Origin of the sequence: Mesorhizobium sp. M2A.F.Ca.ET.037.01.1.1 (assembly GCF_003998075.1) — a bacterium.
In the GTDB taxonomy this organism is placed as follows: Bacteria; Pseudomonadota; Alphaproteobacteria; order Rhizobiales; family Rhizobiaceae; genus Mesorhizobium.
The window spans coordinates 1-4,540 of the sequence record NZ_RZSA01000543.1; the positions used below are offsets into that span (position 1 = coordinate 1).

The window sequence follows — 4,540 nt, forward strand, 5'->3', positions numbered from 1 at the left end:
TGCGCCGCAGGTTGCGGCACGCGCCGCGACGCATTTCCTGATCTCCAAATCCGGCGGCAAGGACCGTGTCGCCACCGGCATCGCCGAAATGGACCGCGCCGCGCGCCAGGAGGAGATCGCGCGCATGCTGGCCGGCGCCGTCATCACCGACGAAGCGCGCGCCGCTGCGGAGAGGTTGCTGCGCGAGAATACGGCCGCGGCCTAGGCTGTGCTGATATTCAGGTGAGGCCGGTCTGCGAACGGCGGTTTCCTGCGCTTCCGGTGCGTACTTCAAGTACGCTCCGCTCCGTTTCTCGGGAAGCCACCCCTTCTCGACTCGGCCTGACCTGAATCTCAACACATCCTTGGAGCTGGGTTCCCCCAGCCTGCAGGTTGAGTCAGCAGATGGCTGCATCTTGCTGTTCAGCAATGATTTTTGCGCAATCCGACTCCCTCGCGGCGAATCCTGATTTATAGTGGCCCGCCATAATTCGAGGACCGCGTTTCATGTCGGAAAAACCAGTCGAATCGCTGAGCGAGGGCGAGGCCACGGAGGAGCTGAAGCGGCTCGCGGCGGAGATCGCCGAGCACGACCGGCGCTATCACGCCGAGGACGCGCCGACGATCTCGGACGCCGAATATGACGCGCTGGCACGGCGCAACCTCGCCATCGAAGAGCGCTTTCCCGATCTGGTGCGCGAGGATTCGCCGTCGCGCCGGGTCGGCGCGCCACCGGCGGAGGGCTTTGCCAAGGTTCGTCACGCGGTGCCGATGCTCAGCCTTGCCAAGGCCTATACCGACCAGGATGTCGCCGATTTCATCGAACGCGGAAGGCGCTTCTTCGACCGCGACAAGGACCTCGACATCGCCTTCACCGCCGAGCCGAAGATCGACGGCCTGTCGGCCTCGCTGCGCTACGAGAACGGCGTGTTCGTGCAGGGCGCGACTCGGGGCGACGGCGCGGTCGGCGAGGACATCACCGCCAATCTGAAGACCATTGCCGACATCCCGAAGAAGCTGCAGGGCTCGGGCTGGCCGGAGGTCATCGAAATCCGCGGCGAGGTTTATATGACCTATGCCGAATTCGAGGCGCTGAAGCAGCGCTCGGCGGCTACAGGCGGCCAGGATTACGTCAATCCGCGCAACACGGCGGCCGGATCGCTGCGCCAGAAGGACCCGTCGATCACCGCCAGCCGCAACCTCAAATTCTTCGCCTATGCCTGGGGCTATACGACAGCAGATCCGGCTCCGACGCAGTACGATTCCGTGCAGAAGTTCAAGGAGTGGGGATTCAAGGTCAGCCCGCTGATGGTGCGGGCGAGGTCGATCGACGAGCTCATTGCGCATTACCACCGGATCGAGGAGCAGCGTTCCTCGCTCGGCTACGACATTGACGGCGTGGTCTATAAGGTCGACCAGCTTGAGTTGCAGCGCCGCTGGGGCTTCGTCACCGGCGAGCCGCGCTGGGCCGTCGCCCACAAGTTCCCGGCCGAGCAGGCGATGACGACGGTCGAGAAGATCGACATCCAGGTCGGCCGCACCGGCACGCTGGCGCCCGTGGCACGGCTGGCGCCGGTGACCGTCGGCGGCGTGGTGGTCGAGAACGTCACGCTGCACAATGAAGACTACATCAAGGGCTTCGACAGCAACGGCCAGCCGATCCGCGACGGCATCGACGTGCGCATCGGCGACACGGTGGTCATCCAGCGGGCAGGGGACGTCATCCCGCAGATCGTCAGCGTCGTCATCGACAAGCGGCCGGCCAATGCTGTGCCTTACGAATTTCCGCATACCTGCCCGGTCTGCGGCTCGCCGGCGACGCGCGAGATCAACGAAAAGACCGGCAAGGAGGATTCGCGCCGGCGCTGCACCGGTGAGCTGATCTGCGCCGCCCAGGCCGTGGAAGGGCTTCGCCATTTCGTATCGCGCGGCGCTATGGATATTGAGGGCCTCGGCGCGGAAAACATCGACCTCTTCTTCAATGCGGGACTGGTGAAGACGGCGGCTGACATCTTCACGCTGAAGGGTCGCCGCCCGGCCGTCACCAAGGCGCTGGCCGAGCGGCGCGAGGAGCAGGCGCGGCTGCGCGAGGAAGCCTCGGGCAAGACGCGCAAGAATGTGCGCAGCGTCGAGGAGCGCAACTATGAAGGCCTCGACAAGCTCTTCGCCGCCATCGACGCTCGCCGCGAGCCCGAGCTCGACCGCTTCATCTTCGCGCTCGGCATCCGCCATATCGGCGAGACGACGGCGGCCGTGCTTGCCCGCCAGTTCTCGACCATCGAGGAGCTGATCCGCGTCGGCAAGGAGACGGCAAAGGCGGAGGATCCGCACAGCGTCTTCCCGTCGATCAACGGCATCGGCGACACGGTGATCAACGCGTTGCGCGACTTTTTCGGCAATGAGCGCAACGACGACGTGCTGGATGCCTTGCTCGCGCAGGTCCACCCCAAGCCTTATGTCATGGAAATCTCGGCCGGCAGCGAAGTCTCCGGCAAGACGGTGGTGTTCACCGGCACGCTGGAAAAGATGACGCGCTCCGAGGCCAAGGCGATGGCCGAGCGGCTCGGCGCCAAGGTGGCTGGCTCGGTTTCGGCCAAGACCGACCTGGTGGTGGCGGGGCCCGGCGCCGGCTCGAAGCTGAAAGTTGCAAGCGAGCTCGGCATCGAGGTGATCGACGAGGACACCTGGCTGCAGCGCATCGGCAGGGCTGGCTGATGACTGGCGCGTTCAAGGGATTTGGGCCGAAGGCCATCCCGTTCCTCAAGGCGCTCGATTTCCATCAGAGCCGCGAATGGTTCCAGGAGAACCGCGACCTCTTCGACAGCGAGCTGCACGGACCGTTCTGCGATCTGGTCGAGACGCTCACCACGCGCTTCGAAGCAGCCAAGCTCGGGCTGCGCGGTGACCGCAAGAGGTCGCTGTTCCGCATCAATCGCGACGTGCGCTTCTCAAAGGACAAGCGGCCCTATAACCGGCATCTCTCAGCGATCCTGTCGCCCGACGGCACCAAGATGGAGCAGGGCGTCTTCTATGTGCATATCGGGCTCGAGCGCTGCTTCGCCGGCGTTGCCTGGTGGCAGCCAGCGCCTGAACTGCTGCAGGCGATGCGCAAGGCGATCGTCACCAAGCCGTCCGCGTTCCGCGCCATGGTTTCATCGCTCAAGAAGGCCGGGCTGGAACTCGATGCGGAAGACCGCCTGAAGCGGGCGCCGCGCGGCTTCGAAGACGTTGGCGACGAGGATCTCACCCAAGCGGTGCGCAACCGGCATTTCGTGGTCCGGCACGACATCGATCCGGCGACGATCCATTCGCCGGCGCTGGTCGACGATCTCGTCGACTTCACGCTTCGCGCCAAGCCGCTGCTCGACTGGGGCAGGGCGATCCAGGGGACGGCCGTTGCTGCCTGACGCCGCCATTCGACGGTCGCCAGGCGCTTACATCCGCATCAGCAGGCCGCCATCGACGGCGAGTTCGATGCCGGTGATGTAGCTCGCGGCGTCGGAGAGCAGGAAGAGCGCGGCATTGGCCATGTCCTGCGGCGTGCCGATGCGGCCAAGCGGCGCATAGTTCGCAACGGCGGCGCGTTTTTCCTCGGTGTCCCAGCGCGCCTGCAGCGGCGTCAGCGCCATGCCGGGGCAGATGGCATTCGAACGGATGCGCTCGCTCGCAAGCTGCATGGCGAGCGACTTGGACAGCGCGCACACGCCGGCCTTCGAGGCCTGGTAGGCGTCCTGCGGGTTGGGGTCGCCGCGATACCACTGGATGGTCGAGAAATGCACCATGGCGCCGCCGCGCCCGCCGGCGCGCATGTGGGGAACGACGGCGCGCGCCGTGTGCACGAAGGACTTCAGGTTGATGTTGAAGACGTCGTCCCAGACGCCGAGATCCATGTCGAGCGCCGACTTGTCGCGGCCGAACCACAGCACGCCGGCGACATTGGCCAGATAATCGATGCCGCCGCGCTCGCGGCCGGCGGCGCCGATGATCTGTTCGACGAAGGCGGCGTCGGTCAGGTCGCCCTTCGCGAAGGTCAGGCGATCGTCATAACCGGCAAGCGAGGCCGGACGTGTTTTCACGTCGATGGCGGTGACGGAAGCGCCGGCATCGAGCAACGCAAGCGCGATAGCCTCGCCCATGCCTCCGCCCGCGCCGGCCACCACCGCATGCCTGCCGGTGAAATCAAAGACGACCATCCGTCACCCCTCTTGATGTTGGCGCCAAGGCGCGATGGCGGGACAATAGGGGCGGATAAAAATTCCATCAAGCCGTATTCGAAAAAATTTGCCAAAATGGAAAATCGCGATATCGTGCCGCGATTGACGGCTTTCCTTTTGAGTGGATTCCAAGACCATGAACCTGCATTCCGGCGCGCGGACCTTCTCGGTGACCTCTCCTGTCGACGGCTCGATCTACGCCACGCGAAACTATGCCGACGGCGCCGTGATCGAGGCCGCGGTCGCCCGGGCTCGCGCAGCGTTGCCGGGCTGGCGGCGCACGCCGCTGGCCGAGCGCCTGGCGATCCTTCTGCGCTTCGGCGAGGAGATGAAGGCGCGCGCCGCCC

Annotated in this window: 4 protein-coding genes and 1 pseudogene; 4 read left to right on the forward strand and 1 reads right to left on the reverse strand. The window is 65.3% G+C overall.

The features are described 5' to 3' along the window. The 3 genes and pseudogenes from EOA27_RS23630 to EOA27_RS23640 all read left to right on the forward strand — a co-directional run. A pseudogene (locus tag EOA27_RS23630) lies at positions 1-205 on the forward strand (DNA repair protein RecN); the annotation flags it as partial. Between the two features lie 281 nt (positions 206-486). Next, positions 487-2,694, forward strand: coding sequence for an NAD-dependent DNA ligase LigA (ligA, locus tag EOA27_RS23635; RefSeq protein WP_126082005.1), 2,208 nt, complete (start codon positions 487-489; stop codon positions 2,692-2,694). Beyond that, positions 2,694-3,386 carry a TIGR02453 family protein gene (locus tag EOA27_RS23640; protein WP_126082006.1) on the forward strand — a complete coding sequence of 231 codons (693 nt, stop codon included), beginning with the start codon at positions 2,694-2,696 and terminating at the stop codon, positions 3,384-3,386. Before ligA ends, EOA27_RS23640 begins: the two co-directional genes overlap by 1 nt. A gap of 27 nt (positions 3,387-3,413) precedes the next feature. On the opposite strand, the gene EOA27_RS23645 is transcribed toward EOA27_RS23640, so the two are convergent. Then, entirely contained in the window at positions 3,414-4,172 is a 759-nt protein-coding gene (locus EOA27_RS23645) for an SDR family oxidoreductase (RefSeq protein WP_126082007.1), read from the reverse strand. Positions 4,173-4,329: 157 nt separating this feature from the next. On the opposite strand from EOA27_RS23645, the gene EOA27_RS23650 reads away from it, so the two are divergent. Then, on the forward strand, positions 4,330-4,540 hold a 211-nt coding region (locus EOA27_RS23650), incomplete at its 3' end, for an aldehyde dehydrogenase family protein (protein ID WP_127257367.1).